The following is a 20,828-nucleotide window of genomic DNA, read 5'->3' on the forward strand; positions in this document are numbered from 1 at the left end:
CTTAGTCGATCATTTCGGTCTGGCGTTCGACCGGGTCGATCAGCACGGCCTTCTGCTGGCGCACCAGCAGGTCGAGGATTTCGTCCTGGCGCTCGCCGAGCACGCCGTTGAAGCTGATGCCGTTGGCCTTGCGCGGCATCAGCATCGACACCTTGTACAACTCCACCGACAGCGGCGAATCGATCGACAGCGGGCCCGAGCCGTTGGCCGCCAGCTCGCCGCCGACCACGATCAGCGACACCTTGGTGTCGAACGGGTCGAGGGCGATGTCGCGGTCGGTGTCGGACAGGTCCTTGATGTGGCCGTACACGCCCACCAGGCCGTTGGCCATGGCGACGTTCTCGTACAGGCGGATGTTCACGCTGTTGCGCACGCGGATGCCGTGGCGGCGGTTGTTGATCAGCTTGTTGCCCCAGATCAGGTTGTCGCCGCTCTCGTACAGGGTGATACCGTCGGTGTGGTTGCGGTAGATCTCGTTGTAGGCGATCAGGTTGTTGACGCTGTTACGGTCGATCACCACCCCCGAGAGCTTGTTGTCGTAGCTCTTGTTGTTGATGATCCAGCTGTCGTTGACCTCACGGGAGACGATGATCCCGTGCTTCTTCTTGGTGCCGTACACGGTGTTGCCGGCGATGATCAGGCGGTGCGAGCGGTCGTGGGGGTCGATGCCGTAGACGATGTTGTCGCGGTAGGTCGAGTCCTTGATCACGAAGTCCTGGGTTTCGTAGCAATAAAAGCCGTACCACATGTCGCTGAACTCGGAACCGATGATCCAGCCGGTGGGTTCCGGGCGGCCCATCTGCTTGGCCATGTTCGGCGTGTACTGCGAGATGCTCACGCCATAGGACTTGGATTTGGCGTAGCCGAAGCTGGCCATCTTGCTGTTGACGATGTAGGTCTCGGTGCCGCCCCAGCTGAGCAGGAATGGGCGGAAATCGTCGGGCTTGCGGAAGGTCGCCGGGCCATTGGCCTGCTCGCGCCATCCAGTGACCTGGGTATCGCTGACGAACAGCTTGCCGTCGTTGACGATGAACGAACCGCCTTCTTCGGACAGGCGCAGTTCCTTGACCTTGCCGTCGATCTCCAGCACGCCCTTGCGCCCGACCACGATCGGCAGGCGCGCCAGGTATACGCCCGGTGCTGTTTCACGCAGGTACTGGCTGGGGACTTTCTTGCTCAGCTCCACCAGGTCGACGTGGCCGTCATCGACGAAGATCGCCTGGGGAATGCCGTGCTGGCGGCGGACCCATTCGGCGCCCTTGTTGTCGCCGCCGATGAACTCCTTGAGGGTGTCCTCCTGAAGCATGCGGCGCACGCTGACCTTGCCCTTGTGCCGGCGGTCGATCTTCTGCTGCACGGCCTGTGCGGTGTAGCCGGACAGGTCGGGCAGCTTGGGCGGGTCCATCTTCAGCGGCTCGATCGGCGCGCTGGAGACGGTATAGGTCTTGGCCTGTTGCAGCCCTTTGGCCATTTCGGGCTCGGCGGCCTGGGCAAGGCCGCCGGCCAGCAGCAGGGCGCTGGCGAGCAGGCTGTGGCGAAGGTTCGGGTGCAGGTTCATGGCTATCCTCTCCCGGCCTCAGTAGCGCCAGATCACGTCGACGAAGGCGCGGTGCATGTACGAGTCGGCTTCTTTGCCGTAGGCGTCGCCCGGCTTGAACACACCGGCGCGCAGGCGCACCAGGGCCGACGGTTCGTCGATCGACTGGCTGATCGAGGCCGGCAGCAGGCCCTGCTTGAAGTATTTGGTCACGACCACGTCCATTTCCTGGCCGAGGTCTTTCTCGCCCTGCACCAGCGGGCGGCTGATGCCACCGTCGTCGACCACCGCGTTGATGCCGCTGGAGCCGATGTTCTGCTTGCCGTCGACGCGCCAGAACTTGTGGTAGATGAAGCTGGCGTCGTAGTCGTCGCGCAGCTGCCAGGAGGCGAACAGGGTCGCCGCCTGCAGGTTGCCCAACTCGCCGCGGAACGCCTCGCCGAAGCGGTGCACGCGCGAGCGGGTGCCGGTGAAGTTGGAGCGGTTGCTCTCAAGGCCGGTCTGCTCGAAGTTGTTCGAGCCGTCGCTGCCACCGCCGCCGCTGCCTCGGGCGTAGGCCGCGCCGACCTGCCACTGCGGGTCGAGGCGCAGGCGGATGCCGAGGTCGGTGGCCCAGGCGTTGACGTCGCCGCTCTGCTTGCCAGTGGCGACCTGATCGTTGCCGACTGCCTGGCTGCTGAGGGTGTCGCGGTCGCCGGTCAGCCAGGTGACGCTGCCCCAGTAGTTGACGGTGTGGTCGTTGCGCCAGTTGTAGGCGTCGCTGTTGGCCTCCAGACCCAGCCAGGTGAGGTCGCCGGTGCGGGTCTTGTCGAGGGCGTCGACGGTTTCGCCTGGGCGCTTCAGGCTGCCGCCGTCATGGCTGTGGTGGGCACGCAGGCCAACCCAGTGGCCGGGTGTCCATTGCGTGGCAACGTTGCCGTAGACATGGGTGCGGTCCTTGTCTTCGGGGGCCAGCTCGGTGAGGTCGGTGCGGTATTCGCTGAAGCGCTGGGCAACGCCGAGGTCGGCCTTGAGCAGGGTGGTGTCGAAGGTCCAGTTCAGCGCCTCGATATTGGTGTCGCGCCACATGCCGTCGTCGCTGCGCAGGCGCTGGCGGCCGAAGCGCAGCTGCTCGCCGGGGTAGGGGGTCAGGCCGCTGTAGCCGATCCAGAATTCGCGCATGGCCAGGTAGCTCTTGTCCGGCTTGCGGCTGTCGTCGCCGTTGTCGCTGGTGGTGCCGTCGTCGTTCTGGCGCAGGGTGTCGGTCTCGATGATGTCGGTGGCGGCCACCGCCTGGCCCATGGCGAAGGCGCTCCAGTTGCCGCGCTCGCCGTACACCCAGGGACGCAGGTCAAGGCCGAGGCCGTTGACATCGCCGCCGGAGCGGGTGCCCAGGTCGCGGTCGTCCTCGGACTGGCCGGTGATCTTCACGTCGAGGCCGAAGTTCTTCTGCGCGGTCTCGGCGGCCAGGGTCGGCATCGACCACAGCAGGGCGAAGCCCAGGCCGATGCCGGCTTTCACGAAGGGGTTGAGCGTCATAGCGAGTCCTCGGCGTCTACTTCTTCTTTCTCGTCCTGCAGCGCTTCGATGGCCAGGGTGCTGTTGGCGCCCTGGGCCATGCTGCCGCGCGCCTGCTTTTCCTGCGCCAGCAGGGTTTGCGCCTGGCTGCGCTGGTCGGGCGTGAGCTGCTGGTCGAGCTGTTGCAGCAGTTCGGCCGACTGTGGGGTCGGGTTGGCCTGGGAGAGCTGCGCGAACACCCAGGCATTGGTCGGCGCCGGGCGGATACCGTGGCCTTCGCTGAACAGCTGGGCCAGGGCGTAGTCGGCGCTGTTCTGGCCACCACGGGCGGCGGCGAGCAGGTGGTCGACGGCCTTTTGTGGCTCGACCTGGCCCAGGTAGCCACGGCGGTACAGCTGGCCGAGGTAGTAGTCGGCGCTGACTTCGCCGGCGTCGGCGGCAGCCTGCAGGTGCTCCTGTGCCTTGGCCGCATCGGCCGGCACGGTCTTGCCTTCGTAGTACAGGCGGCCCAGCAGCAGTTCGGCGCGTGGCTGCTCGGCTTCGCGGCCCTTGTCGATGTAGGCCAGCAACTGGTCGGTATCGCCCAGTTCGGGGAAGTCGTAGAGCAGCTGCGCCAGGCTCACCCAGGATGCCGGGTTGGCCGGTGCGACCTGCTCGAGCAGGTCCTTGGCGGTCTTCTCGTCGGTCTGGCCCAGGCTGCGGTCGGCCAGCACGCGGGCGACGCTGTCGACCCGGGTGGCGGGCACGGCGCCGCGGGCATGGGCGGCCTTGAGCTGTTCAAGCAAGGCGGCCTGCTGCTCGGGCTGGGCGCGTTTCTGGTAGACGGTGGCCAGTTCCACGTAGCAGATGTCGGTAGTCGACAGCGCGGCCTTGCAGATCTTCTCCACCTCGCCCAGGTGCTGGTCGTAGGTGCCCTGGGTGCGGTACAGCAGCACCTGGGCCAGGCCGGCTTCGGGGTTGCCGGCGGCGCGCCACTGGTCGATCTGTTGCTGGGCGTTGACCTTGGGGAAGCTCTGCGGGTATTGCAGGTAGAGCATCGCCAGCGGGATCAGGGTGTTCGTCTCACCTTGTCGCGCCGCGAGCTTGAGCAGGGTCTCGGCCTCTTCGCGCTCGGCCTGGGTGCTGTCGGGCTTGGCCACCAGCAGGCGGCCGAGGCGCGCCTGGGCACGGGGCGAGGTGGCGGCGGCGGCGCGGTAAGTGGCCTCGGCTTGCTTGAGCATGGCCGGGTCGCGGGTGCCGACCTGGATGTCCGCCAGGCCGACCTGGGCGTCGCTGTAGCCGAGGTCGGCGAGGGCCTTGTAGTTGCGTTCGGCGGTGGCGGTGTCGCCACGCTTGAGCGCTTCGTTGGCCAGGCGCTGGTCGGGCAGGCCGGCGCAGCCGGCCAGGGTAATGGCGGCGGCCAGGGCGCATGCCCCCAGGCGCAAGCTGTCCCTGTGGGAGCCGGCTTGCCGGCGAGAGGCCAGTGCAGGCGCTGCATCCGCTGGGCGAGTGCTGCGCACTCGATCGCCGGCAAGCCGGCTCCCACAGATATCGGGGTGTCTGCTGGTCATTATCCGATCCTCTTACAGCCCGCGGGCCACGGCCTTGTCGATCAGCCAGTTCAGCGACGGGCCACGGTCGCTGTTGACCGAGGCCGGGCGGCCGGCGAGTTCGGCCGGCAGGCCGCCGTCGGGCTTGATCTGCACGCGGATATCGGAGGCCAGGTTGTCGGTGTCCAGGCTCGAGCTGCCGGTGATCCGGCCGCTGCGTACTTCATCCTCGCCGGCGATCTGGAAGTTGACCCGGGTGCCCGGCTTCACTTCATCGAACTGGCGATAGCTGAAGCGCGCCTCGATGGTCGGGGTGCTGGTACGCGGGATCAGCGCGAACACCGGCTGGCCCTTGCTGGCGTACTGGCCGTCATCCACCAGCTGGCGCGAGACCACACAGTCGCACGGGCTGGTAAGGGTTCCGGAGAGTTGCTTGCCGAACAGCTCCTCGACCTTGGCCGGCTCCAGTTGCGAGTCGTCCAGGTGGCCCTTGAGCAAATCGAGCATGCTGGTGTTGAAGGTTGCCAATGGCGCGCCCTTGGCCACGCTCGCGCCGTTTTCCACCAGGCTCTGCACGCTGCCATCGCGGGGCATGGTGACATTGGTGGTGGGCACCGCGACCACGCCGGCCTCGGCATGGCTGACGAAGTACAGGCCATACAGCGACTTGGCGACGAAGCCGAAGGCCACCAGGCCGACCACGAACACCCCGGCGGTGACGGTGACCGCGCGCAGGCGGCCGAAGGCGGACAAGCCCGAGCCCCCGTCCTTCTGCTTGCGCGCCTTGGTGAAATTGTCGCGCTGCAGGGTGCTGAGCACGTCGCCGACGCTGATCAGCTCGCCGGACAGGTGGCTGGTGATGATATGGCGCAGGGTGGCGATGTCGCGTGGCTCCAGGTTCTGGAACTCGGTGCCGGTGCGGCCGGTGTCGCGGCTGCTGGTGCGTACCAGCAGCTCGACGTCCATCGACAGGCCGAGGTTGTCGACCACGAACTGCAGGCGGCCGCGCAGCACTTCGCCTTCGGCCAGGGGCTTTGGCGCATGGAAGGACAGGCCCCCGGCGGACAGGTCGTCAACCTTCACCTCGTGCGGCTCGCGGTTGCCATCCAGGTAGCGCAGTTTGGCGGGAATGCGCACCCGGGCATGCTGGCGCTGCGCTTCGGATTCATGCACGACGTTGACGTTCACGGCGGTATTCATGGCGATATTCGTTCCTGTTATCCGATCCGGGGGCTCACACGACCATGAACAGCACGGCGACGAAGATGCTCGCGGCCGAGAAGGTCATGGTCCGCGAGGACCAGGTGTTGAACCATTGTTGAAAACTTGCGAGGTCGCGCTTGAGGGCAGTGGGCTGGCGGGTCCAGGACTGCTTGTCGAGGCGGAAGAACACGTAGATCTTCATCACCGCGCCGACGATCTGGTTGTAATAGAGAATCAGCGGGTAGGCGGGGCCTACGTTGTGCCCCGAGCACAGCAGCATGATGGTGAGGATCAGGCGGGTGATGCCGATCCACAGCAGGTACACCAGCAGGAACTGCAGGCCGAACTTGAAGCTGGCGATCACCGCCACGGTCAGGCCCAGCAGGCTGGTCCACATCGACACGCGCTGGTCGAGCAGGACGATGCTGGTGAACAGCCCCAGGCGCTTGAGGCCCAGGCCCAGGGCGCGGGAGTTCTGCCGCAGGTTGTTGCCGTACCAGCGGTACATCAGCTTGCGGCTGGCCTTGACGAAGCTTTTCTCCGGCGGGTGCTCCACCGTGTTGATCGCCGCGTCAGGCACGTAGAAGGTGTCGTAGCCCAGGCGCATCAGGCTGAACCAGCTGGACTTGTCGTCGCCGGTAAGGAACTTGAAGCGGCCCAGGCGCCAGTGCATCAGCGAGTCGCTTTCGACGTCGGCGATGAACTCGGGGTTGGTCACCACGCTGGCGCGGAACATCGACATGCGTCCGGTCATGGTCAGCACGCGCTTGCTCAGGGCCATGGAGCACATGTTGATGTGGCGCTGGGCGAAGCGCAGCTTGTGCCATTCGCTCATGATGTAGCCGCCGCGCACTTCGCAGAACTCGTTGGTGGTCAGGCCGCCGACGTTGGGGTAGAGCTTGAACCACGGCACGGTCTTTTTCACCACGCCTTCGGCCAGCACGGTGTCGCCGTCGATCACCGCCACCACGGCGTTGTCGTCCGGGAGCATCCGCGAGATGGCGCGAAAGCCATAGGCCAGGCCATCGCGCTTGCCAGTGCCGGCGATGCGCACGATGTCCAGGGTGACGTGTCCGGGCGGGTTGTACTTGGCCCACAGACTCTTGACCAGCAGCTCGTCGGACTTCTCCACCAGCGAGCAGACCACCGTGGTGGGGAAGCCGCAGTCGATCGCCTCGCGGATCACCGAGCTGTACACCTGGGCAGTGGTCAGTGCATCGATGCGAAAGCTGGTGACCATCAGGTACACATGCGACGGGTCGGCGGCCTTGCCGAGCTTCTGCACCTTGCGGCGCAGGTATGGGTAGACCAGGTAGAGGAAGATCATGCCGCGGATGAAATGGGTGGCGCCCATGGAGTAGCGCCAGATGCCGACAGCGCCGACCAGGAAGATGAAGTGCTTCGACTGCGAATCGAAGATATCGCTGGGCAGGGCCAGGGCGATCAGCATGAGCAGGCTCATGTAGAGCAGCCAGCCGGCGCACTGCAACAGCACTGTCTGGAACCTTTGCATGTTCGGCATCCGTCGAGAATTCGGGGTGGGGAGGGCGGCGCGCTGGGGAGGGACGCGCCGCCCGACCGGGTTTACCAGCAGATGCCTTCGGTGCGGCTGGTGGTGCAGGTCGGCTTGCTCATGAAGCCGACCAGGTCGATCACTTGCTTGCCGGCCGGTGCCTGTTGGGCCAGGGCGCGGAACTTCTCGTCACGGTTGCCCAGCACGATGATGTCGGCGTCGTTCACCACCTGCTCGAAGTTGGCGTTGAGCAAGGAGGACACATGCGGAATCTTCGATTCGATGTATTCCTTGTTGGCGCCGTGCACCCGGGCGTACTCGACGTTCTGGTCGTAGATGTCCAGCTGGTAGCCCTTGCCGATCAGGCGCTCGGCCAGCTCCACCAGTGGGCTTTCGCGCAGGTCGTCGGTACCGGCCTTGAACGAAAGGCCCAGCAGGGCGACCTTGCGCTTGTCGTGGCTTTCGATGATGTCGAAGGCGTTCTGCACCTGGGACTCGTTGCTGCGCATCAGCGAGTCGAGCAGCGGCGCCTTCACGTCCAGGCTCGAGGCGCGGTAGGTGAGGGCGCGCACGTCCTTGGGCAGGCACGAGCCACCGAAGGCGAAGCCGGGGCGCATGTAGTACTGCGACAGGTTGAGCACCTTGTCCTGGCAGACCACGTCCATCACATCGCGACCATCGACGCCGACCGCCTTGGCGATGTTGCCGATCTCGTTGGCGAAGGTGACCTTGGTCGCGTGCCAGACGTTGCAGGTGTACTTGATCATCTCGGCCACTTCGATCGGCTTGCGGATCACCGGGGCATCGAGTTCTTCGTACAGGGCTTGCAGGACGTCGCCGCTGGCGCTGTCCAGTTCGCCGATGACGGTCATTGGTGGGTGGTCGTAGTCCTTGATCGCGGTGCTTTCGCGCAGGAACTCGGGGTTGACCGCCACGCCGAAATCGACACCGGCCTTCTTGCCCGAGCAGTCCTCGAGGATCGGGATCACCACGTTCTTGACGGTGCCCGGCAGCACGGTGCTGCGTACCACGATGGTGTGACGGCGGTCGGTGTCGCGCAGCACGTAGCCGATCTCGCGGCACACCGACTCGATATACTCCAGGCCCAGGTCGCCGTTCTTCTTGCTCGGCGTGCCGACGCAGATCATCGACACATCGCTGGCGCGGATGGCTTCGGCGAAGTCGGTGGTGCCACGCAGGCGGCCTTTGGCGATGCCTTGCTGCAGCAACGCTTCCAGGCCCGGCTCGACAATGGGCGACTTGCCCTGGTTGATCAGGTCGATCTTGGTGCTGGACACGTCCACCCCAATCACGTCATGGCCTCGTGCCGACAGGCAACCGGCACAGACTGCACCCACATAACCCAAACCAAAGATGCTGATACGCATCGCATTCACCTCGTGTGTTTATCACGCCAGCCCTTCAGCGAAGAGCCGACCGGGTTGATTGACCAGCAGTATTCGGGCGTACGGATCCGTGGCGAATTGACACTTCACCGAACGCAGGCATGAATAAATCCGGAGCGCAAAAAGTTATGCACTCAAAGTTGGCAGTCAAAGGCCAATATTTAAAAGGCGTGCCCTGAAATGCAGCCGTCTTTATTGCAAATCGCCATTCGCGAATTGCTGTGCTTGTTCTTTCAAGTGGATAAATCCTTTGAAATCAACCACTAGGACGAATTTTAGGGGCGCTTCTCTCCTGCATGGATAATGGCTTCAGGCACTTCCTGTACCGCCGTTGAAGTTGTGGGGCCGATTGTGAATAGCGGCCCTTTGTCATCTGTAAGTCATTTCTCACGCTCAGCGCTTGAAACTCGTTACGGGTGCTATGAGCCATTGGGCGTAGCAGAAGTTCCTGGGGCGGTTCCGCCACGGTGAAAGATTTCTAAATATTTTTTCAGAGGGAAATACTTTCAATGTGATGGCACGCCACAGTTTCATCCCCGTATATAAAGGGCGAAATCGCAGGGGGATGGTTATATGCCAGCATGCGAAAATATTTTTCAAAAATCGTCAAAAAACTACGAACGGTCTTATGGCGTTTTGCGATAAGGATGTGGCTGATGATTTATTGACGCTGGAATTTTGGCTGATGGCTTTTTGCAGCGTGCCCCGTTGCAGGGCTGATGGGCTCATCGCGGGCTTGCCCCGCGATGAGCTGCAAAGCGGCGCTGAAAAAATCAGCCCTCAGCGTGATCGCGCAGGAATACCAGGTGGTCGGGTTTGGACTGCTCCGCGCTGTAGTAGTAGCCCTGCGCATCGAAGCGCTTGAGCTGCTCCGGGTCGTTGACCCGCTCCTGGATCACGAAGCGGCTCATCATCCCGCGGGCCTTCTTGGCATAGAAACTGATGATCTTGTACTGGCCGTTCTTCAGGTCCTTGAAGTCGACGTCGATCACCCGTGCCTTCAGGGCGCTTTTCTTCACCGCGCTGAAGTACTCGTTGCTGGCCAGGTTCAGCAGCACGTCGTCGCCCTGGTCGGCCAACGCCTGGTTCAGCCACTCGCTGATGCGCGTGCCCCAGAAGGCATAGAGGTCCTTGCCGCGGGCGTTGGCCAGCTTGGTACCCATTTCCAGGCGGTAGGGTTGCATCAGGTCCAGCGGGCGCAGCAGGCCGTACAGGCCCGAGAGCATGCGCAGGTGATCCTGGGCATAGCTGAAATCGTCCTCGCCCAGGCTTTCGGCATCGAGCCCGGTGTAGACGTCGCCCTTGAACGCCAGCAGCGCCTGCTTGGCGTTGGCCGGGGTGAAATCGGGGGTCCAGCTGCCGAAACGCGCGGCGTTGAGGCCGGCGAGCTTGTCGGAGAGGTGCATCAGCTCGGCGATCTGCGCCGGCGACAGCTCGCGCAGTTGCACGATCAGTTCCTGGGAATCGTCCAGGTACTGGGGCAGGGTGTGGCGCTGGGTCACCGGCGGGGTGTCGTAGTCGAGGGTCTTGGCGGGGGAAATCACCGTCAGCATCGGGTCGGCTCCTGGAATCGTCGGGCGAATTCTACGGGGCTGCCGGCGCAACGCCAAACTATGGCGACGATAGTCAGCGAACATCGCCACAGGCAAGCAGCGGGCGTCGCGTTATAGTGCGCGGCATGCCTTCAAGGAGAATGCACATCGTGCGTATCGCGTTTGCCCTGTTCGCTGGGCTGCTGAGCCTGGGTGCGCAGGCGGCCCCGGCGAATTTCGTCAGTTTCGACCGTGACCTGTGGCCCGAGCAGCTGAACAGCCCGACGCTGTTCGATGTTGCGTCGCGGGCGGAAATCCTGTCGTTTGCCCGGGTGCTGCACGAAAGCGAGATGCTCGACGAGCCGGCGTTGAAGAGCCGCCTTGGCCTGCGCCAGGTCAACCTGAGCGTCGTGCGGGCCGTGCGCGCTCGTCTGTGGCAGCGCCTGTGGACCAGTTATCAACAGGCGCAGCAGAGCTGCGAGCAGGATGCCTCGTTCTGCTACCCGGTTGAGTCCATGGCGGATCTACGCACGCAGGCGGCCGTTTTCGCCGATGATGTCGGCTCGTTCTACACCGAGTGGGTAGAGCCCAGTCATCAGTTCCATACCCGTTACCTGGATGAGCAACTGCGCAAGGCCGCGCTGTTCCCGCAGACCACCAGCGAAGTGGCGAAGCTCTCCGATCGTGAGCGCAATGGCGAGGAACTCAATGACCGGATGTTCCTGCTGACCTTCGTCAGCGGCCCTGCCCCTCAGGGCGGTAGCACCGATGCGCTGGCTGACTACCTGCGTCGGCAGAAGCTCGACGGGATTTTCTTCGTGCTCGGCAATCGCCTGCAGCAACGCCGCGATGCCGGCCCGCTGGGCGATCTGTATGCCGGCCAGTGCGTGGGTATCCAGGGCTGGGAATACCGCTCTCATGCCCAGTGGCAGGATTGGCAGGACTCACTGCGACGCAGCCAGGCGCGGGTGCAGGCCGACTTGGCCGAACAGTATGTACCGTTGTTCCGTCCGCCCTATGGCCAGCGACGCGCCGATGGCGAAGCGTTCCTGGACAGCCAGCAACTGCGGGTTTCTCTGTGGGACATCGATGCCCAGGATGACGGGCCGCTGACCGCCGAGGCCTCGGCGCAGCGGGTGCTGACGTTGATGCTGCTGTGGCGCAAGGGGGTGATCCAGTTCCGTGACGGCTTGCCCAAGGCCCAGCCGGCGCTGGAGTGGTTGTTGCAGCACACGGCCCAGAGCGGGATCGGTTGGGAAGGGTGTCGGGAGTATGCACGGCGGGGGTAGGCAGGGACCGGGCGCTCAAGGCACGCTGGCTGTACACTGCGCCTCACGCTGCATCGACTCCAGGTTGCGTTCGATGGTCTCGCAGATCGTGTCCATCGGGATCTGATGCTCGCTGATGCGGAACGGGCTCTGCAGGTCCGTGCCGATCCGTTCGATCGCCAGCAGCATGAAGCCGACCACGGTCGAGGCCAGCGGCGTGAACCAGCCCAGCGATTCCACCAGCCCCACCGGCACGATCAGGCAGAACAGCGTGATGAACAGCCGTGGGAAGTACACATAAGGGTAGGGCAGCGGCGTATTGGCGATCCGCTCCATCCCGCCCTGGGCGTTGGACAGGTCCACCAGCGTCGACTCCAGGCGCGCCAGACGAATGCTGTCCAGCCGCCCGGCCTGGTATTCCTGGGCCAGCAGTGCCGCCGAACCGCTGAGGATGTCGTTGGCAAAGTTGTTGGAGCGATTGCGCCGCTCGAACTCGCCGGGCGGTATGAAGGCCATCAGCTCGTCCGGGCATTTCTCGTTCTTGAGGTGGGCGGCCAGGCAGTTCACATAGGCGATGTGCCGGCGCAGCAAGGTCGCCTTCACCGGGTTCGGCCCGTCAGCCGGGTCGTCGACCAGGGTCAGCACCTGCCGGGCGAAACTGCGTGAACTGTTCACCAGCGCCCCCCACAAGGTGCGTGCCTCCCACCAGCGGTTGTAGGCACTGCTGTTGCGAAAGCTCACCAGCACCACCAGCGCCGAGCCCAGCAGGGTGAGCGGGATCAGCGGCAGGCTGAACTTGCTGTTGAAGAACAGCATGAAGTCGATGGTGACCAGCACGTCCCAGATCAGCAGCCAGAACAGCGACCAGCCGATGTAGCCGAAGGTCTTGACCACCAGGCGGTACTTGCGGGCGAGGAGGGCTTTCACGTTGGGGGAACCTCGAAGCGGGGATGCAGGTTCCGACGTCGCGGGAGGGGTTAAGGTTCGCTGGGATTCGTCGCAGGGTGTAACGCGGTTTTTCTGATCAGTGCTTAAGAAGATGCCTACATCAAGCGGAGAAACGTCCCTCGCGGCGATGGTTTAGGCTCATGACCCATTCACTTTCAGGAAGTCGAGCATGACCAGTGAACTGACGTCATTCAAGGTTGCGGATCTACTGGATTCAGAGGCAGCGATTCAGGAATACCTGTCACAGGTACTGGCCGAAGGTGACGCAGATGAAATCATTCGAGCCCAGTCCCATGTCCAGGCCGCACGCTTGCGCACTACAGATGGTTAGTCCAGCCAGATTCCTTGCACCCGGTCTTTTGTACTGCACTGTCGCACGGTGAGCAGAATTGCGAGCATCGTCAGCGTGGGAGCGGGCTTGACCCGCGATGGCTGCAACGCAGCCTCAATCCAGGCCACACTGCACACCGGTAAACCATATCAACCTCAGCCCAACACCTGCTTCATCTGCACCAGCGCCACCCGACTTCCATCCGGCGCCCGCCGCTCCTCGATCCCGAACGGTACAAAACCCAGCTGTGGATAAAGCAGCAACCCTGCGGTGTTGTGATTGAAACACGACACCCAGATCTCCCGCGCCGCGAATTCTTCGCGGGCCAGGGCGATCATGCATTGCACCAGGTAACGTGCCACGCCCTGACCCCGCGCAGCCGGCGCCACCACCACATTACCCAGCGCGCAGACGCCGCCGTGTTCGGCTTTGTAGAGGTTGGCGAAGCCAACGATCACGCCATCGGCCTCGATCACTGTCGAACCGCTGCGCTGGGCGATGGCTTCGCTCAGTTGCGCGGGTGTGAGCGGGTAGGTGGCTTTGGGGAACATGTAGAAGAGTTCGTCCGGGCTTTGAGGGAAGCCGCAGAGCGTGGCGATATCGGCAGGCTGAACGGGGCGATGGCTTAGTGGCACAGGGAATGTTCCGATGGGGCTAGAAGTCACTTACCCTGTGCGGCTGGTAACGTGAAGTCAATGCTGTGGCGCTACGGTAAATCGCACTAAGTGTGATTTTCTGTGCAGTCAGGAGTGTCGCAAGACTTGGCTAGAGGCGGTAAAGCAGCTGCCTCTTAGCACCCTGGCATGCCAGACACAAAAAAACCGACCATAAGGTCGGTTTTTTCTGGATCTTGGTGCCCCGAGGGAGACTCGAACTCCCACTCCTTTCGAAAACGGATTTTGAATCCGCCGCGTCTACCAATTCCGCCATCAGGGCTTGTGGCGCCGCAGTATAGAGAGGTCGCCCAAGGCGGTCAATCGGCTTTCATGGTCAATTTTCACGCATTGGGCTAAACTTCCCGGCCCTGTCGAACCCGAACATCATCATGCGCGTCGCCGATTTTTCCTTCGAACTCCCCGATTCCCTGATTGCCCGCCATCCACTGGCCGAGCGTCATGGCAGCCGCCTGCTGGTGCTCGACGGCCCCAGCGGCGAACTGGCCCACAAGCAGTTCACCGACCTGCTCGACTACCTGCGTCCCGGTGACCTGATGGTGTTCAACAACACCCGGGTGATCCCGGCGCGGCTGTTCGGCCAGAAAGCCTCCGGCGGCAAGCTGGAAGTGCTGGTCGAGCGCGTGCTCGACAGCCACCGCGTGCTGGCCCATGTGCGTGCCAGCAAGGCGCCTAAGGAAGGCGCGCAGATCCTCATCGACGGCGGTGGCGAGGCCGAGATGGTCGCCCGCCACGACACGCTGTTCGAGCTGCGTTTCAGCGAAGAGGTGCTGCCGCTGCTCGAGCGCGTCGGCCATATGCCGCTGCCGCCGTATATCGACCGCCCCGACGAGGGCGCCGACCGCGAGCGCTACCAGACCGTCTACGCTCAGCGCGCCGGCGCCGTGGCCGCGCCCACCGCCGGCCTGCACTTCGACGAGGCGCTGCTGGAAAAGATCGCCGCCAAGGGCGTCGAGCGCGCCTTCGTCACCCTGCACGTAGGGGCGGGCACCTTCCAGCCGGTGCGGGTCGACAAGATCGAAGACCACACCATGCATAAAGAGTGGCTCGAAGTGGGCCAGGATGTGGTCGATGCCGTGCAGGCCTGCCGCGCCCGTGGCGGGCGGGTGATCGCCGTGGGCACCACCAGCGTGCGTTCGCTGGAGAGCGCGGCGCGCGATGGCGAGCTCAAGGCGTTCAGCGGCGACACCGACATCTTCATCTTCCCCGGCCGGCCGTTCCATGTGGTCGATTGCCTGGTCACCAACTTCCACCTGCCGGAGTCCACGCTGCTGATGCTGGTCTCGGCCTTCGCCGGTTACCCGGAGACCATGGCCGCTTATGCGGCGGCGGTCGCAAACGGTTACCGCTTCTTCAGTTACGGTGATGCCATGTTCATCACCCGCAATCCGGCGCCACGCGGCCCAGAGGATCAAGCATGAGTCGCACCTGTCGAATGTCGTTCGAACTGCTGGCCACCGACGGCAAGGCCCGTCGCGGCCGGCTCACCTTCCCCCGTGGCACGGTCGAGACCCCGGCCTTCATGCCGGTGGGCACCTATGGCACGGTCAAGGGCATGCTGCCGCGTGACATCGAGGCCATCGGCGCCGAGATCATCCTCGGCAACACCTTCCACCTGTGGTTGCGCCCGGGCACCGAGGTCATCAAGAAACACAACGGCCTGCACGATTTCATGCAATGGAAAGGCCCTATCCTCACTGATTCCGGTGGTTTCCAGGTGTTCAGCCTGGGCGCCATGCGCAAGATCAAGGAGGAAGGCGTGACCTTCGCATCGCCAGTGGACGGTTCCAAGGTGTTCATGGGGCCGGAAGAGTCCATGCAGGTGCAGCGCGACCTGGGCTCGGACATCGTGATGATCTTCGACGAGTGCACGCCGTACCCGGCCGAGCACGACGTGGCGCGCACCTCGATGGAGCTGTCGCTGCGCTGGGCCCAGCGCTCGAAGAACGCCCACGGCGACAACACCGCGGCGCTGTTCGGCATCGTCCAGGGCGGCATGTACCAGGACCTGCGCATGCGCTCGCTGGAAGCGCTGGTCAACATCGACTTCGATGGCCTGGCCATCGGCGGCCTGTCGGTGGGCGAACCCAAGCACGAGATGATCAAGGTGCTGGACTACCTGCCCGCGCAGATGCCGGCTGACAAACCTCGTTACCTTATGGGGGTAGGCAAGCCGGAAGATCTTGTAGAGGGTGTGCGCCGCGGCGTCGACATGTTCGACTGCGTGATGCCCACGCGCAACGCGCGCAACGGCCATCTGTTCGTCGATACCGGGGTGATCAAGATCCGCAACGCGTTCCATCGCCACGATGAATCGCCGCTGGATCCGACCTGCGATTGCTACACCTGCACCAACTTCTCCCGCGCCTACCTGCACCACCTGGACAAGTGCGGCGAAATGTTGAGCAGCATGCTGAATACCATCCACAACTTGCGCCATTACCAGCGCTTGATGGCCGGTTTACGCGAGGCTATTCAACAGGGTAAATTGGCCGCCTTTGTCGACGCCTTCTACGCCAAGCGCGGGCTTCCCGTTCCGCCTTTGGACTGACTGTTCGCAATCATTATTAGAAAATTCCATTAGGAGAGCCCAATGAGCTTCTTTATCCCCGCCGCCTACGCGGACGCAGCAGCCCCCGCCGCCGGCCCAGCCGGTACCGGCTTCGAGTGGATCTTCCTGGTCGGCTTCCTGGTCATCTTCTACCTGATGATCTGGCGCCCGCAGGCCAAGCGTGCCAAAGAGCAGAAGAACCTGCTGAGCAACCTGCAAAAAGGTGACGAAGTTGTCACCAACGGTGGCATCGCCGGCAAGATCGTCAAGGTTGCCGACGACTTCGTGGTCCTGGAAGTGTCCGACAATGTCGAGCTGAAGTTCCAGAAGGGCGCCATTGCCGCGACCCTGCCAAAAGGTACGCTCAAGGCTATCTGAGTTACCGGTTTCATTTTTCCAGTCGGGGCGCGCAAAGCGCCCCGCGTCTTGAACGGGCGGCGTGATGCTGAACAAATACCCTTTGTGGAAATACCTGCTGATCGTGGTGGTACTGGCGGTCGGCTTCATTTATTCCGCACCCAACCTCTACCCGGATGATCCGGCGGTGCAGATCAGCGGCGCCAGTTCCGCCCTGCATGTCAGCCAGGCCGATCTCGATCGCGTCACCAAGGCGCTGACCGATGCCGGCATCACCGTCAAAGGCGGCAGCCTGGGCGAGAAGGGCAGTGCCCTGGTGCGCCTGACCAACCAGGAAGACCAGCTGCCGGCCAAGGATGTGGCGCGCAAGGCTCTCGGTGACGACTATGTCGTGGCCCTGAACCTGGCCCAGACCACGCCGCAGTGGCTGCGCAACCTGGGTGCCAGCCCGATGAAGCTCGGCCTGGACCTGTCCGGTGGTGTGCACTTCCTGCTGGAAGTGGACATGGACAAGGCCATGACCGCGCGCATGAAAGTCTACGAAGGCGAGGTCAAGACCTTGCTGCGCAAAGAGCGCGTCCGCTACCGCAGCCTGCCGCAGCAGGACGGCGGGATCATGCTGGGCTTCGCCGACGATGCTACCCGCGAACAGGCCCGCAGCCTGATCCGCAAGAATTTCAGTGATTTCGACCTGACCACCACCGAGCGCAACGAGCTCGCCGTGTTGCGCCTGGCACTGACCCAGGCCAAGGTCGCCGAGATCCGCGAATACTCCATCAAGCAGAACCTGACCACCGTCCGCAACCGTGTGAACGAGCTGGGCGTGGCCGAGCCGCTGGTGCAGCGCCAGGGTGCCAACCGCATCGTGGTCGAGCTGCCGGGCGTGCAGGACACCGCCGAAGCCAAGCGTATCCTCGGCAAGACCGCCAACCTGGAGTTCCGCTTCGGCGCCGAGCCAGGCGCGTCCAAGGCCACCACCGAGGTGTTCGAGTTCCGCGAAGGCGGCCGCTCCGCTCCGGTCGAGCGCGGCCTGATCATCACCGGTGACCAGGTCACCGACGCCCAGGCCAGCTTCGACGAGCACGGTCGCCCGCAGGTGAACATTCGCCTCGACGGCCATGGCGGCGAGCTGATGAGCCGCGCCACGCGCAGCAACGTCGGCCGCAGCATGGCGGTGATCTTCATCGAGCAGAAGCCGATCACCCGCTACGAGAAGCAGACCGTCGATGGCGTCGAGAAGGACGTTGCCGTACAGAGCTTCAAGGAAGAGAAGAAGATCATCAGCCTGGCGACCATCCAGTCGCCTTTGGGCAGCCAGTTCCGCATCACCGGCCTGAACGGCCAGGGCGAATCGTCCGAGCTGGCCCTGCTGCTGCGTGCCGGTGGTCTGGCCGCGCCTATGTACTTCGCCGAAGAACGTACCATTGGCCCGAGCCTGGGTGCCGACAACATCACCAAGGGTATCGACGCGTCCCTGTGGGGCATGCTGTTCGTCTCGCTGTTCATCATCGCCATCTACCGTGGCTTCGGCGTGATCGCCACCGTGGCCCTGGCGGGCAACATGGTCCTGCTGCTGGCGCTGATGTCGCTGCTGGGGGCCACGCTGACCCTGCCGGGTATCGCCGGTATCGTGCTGACCATGGGTATGGCGGTGGACGCCAACGTGCTGATCTTCTCGCGTATCCGCGAGGAGCTCAAAGCCGGCATGTCGGTGCAGCGCGCCATCCACGAAGGCTTCAACCGTGCGTACACCGCGATCATCGACGCCAACCTGACCAGCCTGCTGGTCGGCGGCATCCTGTTCGCCATGGGTACCGGCCCGGTCAAAGGCTTCGCGGTCACCATGTCCCTCGGGATTTTCACCTCGATGTTCACCGCCGTCATGGTGACCCGTGCAATGGTCAACCTGACCTGCGGCGGGCGTGACATCAAGAAGCTGTGGGTTTGAGGGAGCTGCGATGAAAACCATCAACTTCATGGGCGTGCGCAATGTCGCGTTCGCCATTACCGTGCTCCTCACCGTGCTGGCGCTGTTCAGCTGGTGGCAGAAGGGCCTGAACTTCGGCCTGGACTTCACCGGCGGCACGCTGATCGAGCTGACCTACGAGCGCCCGGCGGATCTCAAGGCCGTGCGTGCCGAGCTGGTCGATTCCGGCTTCCACGAGGCCGTGGTGCAGAGCTTCGGCGCCACCACCGACCTGCTGGTGCGCATGCCGGGCGACGACCCGCAACTGGGCAACAAGGTGGCCGCGGCGCTGCAGAAGGCCGGTGGCGACAACCCGGCCACGGTCAAGCGTGTCGAGTTCGTCGGCCCGCAGGTCGGTGAAGAACTGCGCGACCAGGGCGGCATGGGCATGCTCCTGGCCCTGGGCGGCATCCTTATCTACCTGGCCTTCCGCTTCCAGTGGAAGTTCGCCGTCGGTGCGATCATCTCGCTGGTCCACGACGTGGTGGTGACCCTGGGTATCCTGTCGTTCTTCCAGATCACCTTCGACCTGACGGTGCTGGCGGCGGTACTGGCGATCATCGGTTACTCGCTCAACGACACCATCGTCGTGTTCGACCGGGTGCGCGAGAACTTCCGCGTGATGCGCAAGGCCTCGCTGATCGAGAACATCAACGTCTCGACCACCCAGACCTTGCTGCGCACCATTGCCACCTCGGTATCGACCCTGCTGGCGATCGCCGCGCTGCTGTTCTTCGGCGGCGACAACCTGTTCGGCTTCTCCCTGGCGCTGTTCATCGGTGTCATGGCGGGTACCTACTCGTCGATCTACATCGCCAACGTGGTGCTGATCTGGCTGAACCTGAGCAGCGAAGACCTGATCCCGCCGGTCAAGACCGAGGGTGTGGACGAGCGCCCGTAAGGCTTCGTCCTGCGCCGTCCGGCGTAAAGAAAGGCGCGAGTGTTGAACTCGCGCCTTTTTTTTTGCTCCAAGGCTGGGAGAAGGCGGGCCATATGCCCGCGGGTACGATCAGGAGGTTCACGTGAACAAATCAATGCTGGTGGGTGCGGTTCTGGGTGCTGTCGGTGTGACTGCCGGAGGTGCTGTGGCGACCTACAGCTTGGTGAACAAGGGGCCTGAGTACGCCCAGGTCACCGACGTGCAGCCGATCAAGCAGCAGGTGAAGACGCCGCGCGAGGTCTGCAAGGATGTCACCGTGACGCGCCAGGCGCCGGTCAAGGACCAGCACCAGATCGCCGGTACGGTGGTCGGCGCCATCGCTGGTGGCCTGTTGGGTAACCAGATCGGCGGCGGTACCGGCAAGAAGATTGCCACCGTGGCCGGCGCGGTCGGCGGCGGCTATGCCGGCAACAAGGTGCAGGAAGGCATGCAAGAGCGTGACACCTACACCACCACGCAAACCCGTTGCAACACGGTCAATGACATCAGCGATAAGGTCGTGGGCTACAACGTGACCTATTCCATCGGTGATCAGGTCGGCAAGGTGAAGATGGATCATGAGCCGGGCTCGACCATCCCGCTGGACAAGAACGGCAAGCTGATCCTGAGTCAGAACCAGCCGGGGCAGTGAAGCTGCTTCAGTGCCAAAACGAAAAAAGCACCTCGAGAGGTGCTTTTTTTGTGCTCGCAATCGGCGCTTAGCGCTTCATGTGTTCCGGCAGGTGCGGCTGGATGGCAGTCAGCACGGCCTTGAAGCACTTGATGTTGCCCGCGACGATGTGGCCTTTCTCGAGGAATTCGTGGCCACCGTTGAAGTCGCTGACCAGGCCGCCCGCTTCCTGGATCAGCAGCACGCCTGCGGCCATGTCCCACTCGGACAGGCCCGACTCCCAGAAGGCGTCGAAGCGGCCGGCGGCGACATAGGCCAGGTCCAGGCTGGCGGAACCGGCGCGGCGGATGCCGGCGGTCTGGCCAGTCAGGGCGCGGAACATGCCCAGGTAGTTGTCCAGGTCGGCCATCTGGCTGTCACGGAACGGGAAACCGGTACCCAGCAGGGCGCCTTCCAGGCTGGTGCGCGAGCTGACGCGCAGGCGACGGCCATTGATCTGGGCGCCACGGCCACGGCTGGCGGTGAATTCTTCCTGGCGAACCGGATCGACGATCACGGCGTGCTCGAGGCGGCCGCGGTATTTGCAGGCGATGCTGACAGCGAAGTGCGGCACGCCACGCAGGAAGTTGGTGGTGCCGTCCAGCGGATCGATGATCCACAGATAGTCCTTGCCTTCCTCGCCGGTGCCGGCGTGCAGGCCAGTTTCTTCGCCCTGGATGGAGTGGTTCGGGTAGGCCTTGCGCAGGGCTTCGACGATGACCTTCTCGGCGGCGCGATCAACCTCGGACACGTAGTCCTTGGCCTGCTTTTCGTCGACTTTGATGCTGTCCAGGCGTTCGATGGAGCGGAAAATCAGTTCACTGGCGCTGCGAGCGGCGCGCAGGGCGATATTCAGCATAGGCTGCATGGGAAGGTCACCTGGAGATGTTAAAGAGGAAAGCCGGCCATTCTAGCAGAAATCTTTGA

The 20,828-nt window shown here is 63.6% G+C and carries 18 protein-coding genes and 1 tRNA gene; 8 read left to right on the top strand and 11 right to left on the bottom strand.

Translation table 11 applies throughout. The annotated features are described in order from the left end of the window. Position 1: 1 nt before the first annotated feature. From algG to yaaA, 7 genes are all read right to left on the bottom strand, one after another. Positions 2-1,558 carry a mannuronan 5-epimerase AlgG gene (gene algG / locus ACVWY1_RS09090; protein WP_457378157.1) on the bottom strand — a complete coding sequence of 519 codons (1,557 nt, stop codon included), beginning with the start codon at positions 1,556-1,558 and terminating at the stop codon, positions 2-4. 18 nt (positions 1,559-1,576) lie between these two features. Further along, positions 1,577-3,055 carry an alginate export family protein gene (locus ACVWY1_RS09095; RefSeq protein WP_102682095.1) on the bottom strand — a complete coding sequence of 493 codons (1,479 nt, stop codon included), beginning with the start codon at positions 3,053-3,055 and terminating at the stop codon, positions 1,577-1,579. Further along, positions 3,052-4,584, bottom strand: a complete 1,533-nt coding sequence (gene algK, locus ACVWY1_RS09100; RefSeq protein WP_457378158.1) for an alginate biosynthesis TPR repeat lipoprotein AlgK — start codon at positions 4,582-4,584, stop codon at positions 3,052-3,054. Before algK ends, ACVWY1_RS09095 begins: the two co-directional genes overlap by 4 nt. A gap of 12 nt (positions 4,585-4,596) precedes the next feature. Beyond that, positions 4,597-5,763 carry an alginate biosynthesis protein Alg44 gene (locus ACVWY1_RS09105; protein ID WP_110699968.1) on the bottom strand — a complete coding sequence of 389 codons (1,167 nt, stop codon included), beginning with the start codon at positions 5,761-5,763 and terminating at the stop codon, positions 4,597-4,599. 34 nt (positions 5,764-5,797) lie between these two features. Further along, on the bottom strand, positions 5,798-7,279 hold the full coding sequence (locus ACVWY1_RS09110; protein ID WP_457378159.1) for a glycosyltransferase family 2 protein: 1,482 nt from the start codon (positions 7,277-7,279) through the stop codon (positions 5,798-5,800). 71 nt (positions 7,280-7,350) lie between these two features. Next, complete coding sequence (locus ACVWY1_RS09115; protein ID WP_102682091.1) at positions 7,351-8,667, bottom strand: nucleotide sugar dehydrogenase; 1,317 nt, start codon at positions 8,665-8,667, stop codon at positions 7,351-7,353. Between the two features lie 791 nt (positions 8,668-9,458). Then, on the bottom strand, positions 9,459-10,238 hold the full coding sequence (gene yaaA / locus ACVWY1_RS09120) for a peroxide stress protein YaaA (RefSeq protein ID WP_046854239.1): 780 nt from the start codon (positions 10,236-10,238) through the stop codon (positions 9,459-9,461). Between the two features lie 149 nt (positions 10,239-10,387). Between yaaA and ACVWY1_RS09125 the strand changes: the two genes are divergently transcribed. Then, positions 10,388-11,506 carry a polysaccharide deacetylase family protein gene (locus tag ACVWY1_RS09125; protein ID WP_139668964.1) on the top strand — a complete coding sequence of 373 codons (1,119 nt, stop codon included), beginning with the start codon at positions 10,388-10,390 and terminating at the stop codon, positions 11,504-11,506. 15 nt (positions 11,507-11,521) lie between these two features. Here ACVWY1_RS09125 and ACVWY1_RS09130 read toward each other — a convergent pair whose 3' ends face one another. Next, entirely contained in the window at positions 11,522-12,412 is an 891-nt protein-coding gene (locus ACVWY1_RS09130) for a bestrophin family protein (RefSeq protein WP_111532086.1), read from the bottom strand. A gap of 190 nt (positions 12,413-12,602) precedes the next feature. Here ACVWY1_RS09130 and ACVWY1_RS09135 point away from each other — a divergent pair, with 190 nt between their 5' ends. Then, positions 12,603-12,764: a helix-turn-helix domain-containing transcriptional regulator gene (locus tag ACVWY1_RS09135; protein WP_198754927.1), complete on the top strand. Its 162-nt coding sequence runs from the start codon at positions 12,603-12,605 to the stop codon at positions 12,762-12,764. Between the two features lie 155 nt (positions 12,765-12,919). Here the strand turns inward: ACVWY1_RS09135 and ACVWY1_RS09140 are convergent, their stop codons facing one another. Next, complete coding sequence (locus ACVWY1_RS09140) at positions 12,920-13,399, bottom strand: GNAT family N-acetyltransferase (protein ID WP_457378160.1); 480 nt, start codon at positions 13,397-13,399, stop codon at positions 12,920-12,922. A 216-nt stretch (positions 13,400-13,615) separates the two neighbouring features. Then, positions 13,616-13,700, bottom strand: a tRNA-Leu gene (locus ACVWY1_RS09145). A 109-nt stretch (positions 13,701-13,809) separates the two neighbouring features. Between ACVWY1_RS09145 and queA the strand changes: the two genes are divergently transcribed. The 6 genes from queA (at position 13,810) to ACVWY1_RS09175 (ending at position 19,883) form a co-directional block, all read left to right on the top strand. Further along, the gene (gene queA / locus ACVWY1_RS09150) at positions 13,810-14,859 is read left to right on the top strand and encodes a tRNA preQ1(34) S-adenosylmethionine ribosyltransferase-isomerase QueA (RefSeq protein WP_102682086.1); all 1,050 of its coding nucleotides are present in this window, start codon (positions 13,810-13,812) and stop codon (positions 14,857-14,859) included. Positions 14,860-14,873: 14 nt separating this feature from the next. Then, complete coding sequence (gene tgt / locus ACVWY1_RS09155; protein ID WP_023629281.1) at positions 14,874-15,989, top strand: tRNA guanosine(34) transglycosylase Tgt; 1,116 nt, start codon at positions 14,874-14,876, stop codon at positions 15,987-15,989. 42 nt (positions 15,990-16,031) lie between these two features. Beyond that, positions 16,032-16,367 carry a preprotein translocase subunit YajC gene (yajC, locus tag ACVWY1_RS09160; RefSeq protein ID WP_023629280.1) on the top strand — a complete coding sequence of 112 codons (336 nt, stop codon included), beginning with the start codon at positions 16,032-16,034 and terminating at the stop codon, positions 16,365-16,367. Positions 16,368-16,431: 64 nt separating this feature from the next. Further along, positions 16,432-18,294 carry a protein translocase subunit SecD gene (gene secD, locus ACVWY1_RS09165; protein WP_277501956.1) on the top strand — a complete coding sequence of 621 codons (1,863 nt, stop codon included), beginning with the start codon at positions 16,432-16,434 and terminating at the stop codon, positions 18,292-18,294. A gap of 10 nt (positions 18,295-18,304) precedes the next feature. Next, complete coding sequence (gene secF, locus ACVWY1_RS09170; protein WP_046854246.1) at positions 18,305-19,213, top strand: protein translocase subunit SecF; 909 nt, start codon at positions 18,305-18,307, stop codon at positions 19,211-19,213. Between the two features lie 121 nt (positions 19,214-19,334). Then, positions 19,335-19,883, top strand: coding sequence for a glycine zipper 2TM domain-containing protein (locus ACVWY1_RS09175; RefSeq protein WP_102682081.1), 549 nt, complete (start codon positions 19,335-19,337; stop codon positions 19,881-19,883). Positions 19,884-19,950: 67 nt separating this feature from the next. On the opposite strand, the gene suhB is transcribed toward ACVWY1_RS09175, so the two are convergent. Next, entirely contained in the window at positions 19,951-20,769 is an 819-nt protein-coding gene (suhB, locus tag ACVWY1_RS09180) for a type III secretion system regulator SuhB (RefSeq protein WP_046854248.1), read from the bottom strand. Between the last annotated feature and the right edge of the window lie 59 nt (positions 20,770-20,828).

It is taken from the genome of Pseudomonas sp. TE6288 (genome assembly GCF_054062095.1).